This window comes from Shewanella sp. S1-49-MNA-CIBAN-0167 (assembly GCF_040310145.1).
GTDB classification, from domain to species: domain Bacteria; phylum Pseudomonadota; class Gammaproteobacteria; order Enterobacterales; family Shewanellaceae; genus Shewanella; species Shewanella psychromarinicola.
This window is the reverse complement of sequence record NZ_JBEOPO010000432.1, coordinates 1-246: the sequence shown is the minus strand read 5'-3', so window position 1 is coordinate 246 and position 246 is coordinate 1. Positions and strand designations below refer to the sequence as shown.

Annotated in this window: 1 pseudogene; it reads left to right on the top strand. The window is 41.1% G+C overall.

Annotation, left to right across the window (positions count from 1 at the left end):
* Positions 1 to 246 (top strand): annotated as a pseudogene (locus AAEZ00_RS21930) (subclass B1 metallo-beta-lactamase); the annotation flags it as partial.

Below are 246 nucleotides of genomic sequence, written 5' to 3'. Positions count from 1 at the left end.
ATATTGATATTACTAGTTGGTTTTATTTGCCGTGCACCGCTTGCGATGAGCGCTGAGTCATCAGGCAAACTGACTATTACACCGCTCAGTAGCAATGCTTTGGTTACGGCTAACCAAGCTCAAGCGACACAAATCCAACTATTTGAATATCAGTCATATTTCAAAACTGAAGACTTTGGTTTGGTCGATGCTAATGGCTTAGTGGTTGTTGAAGGAAAAGAGGCTTATTTAATCGATACTCCATGG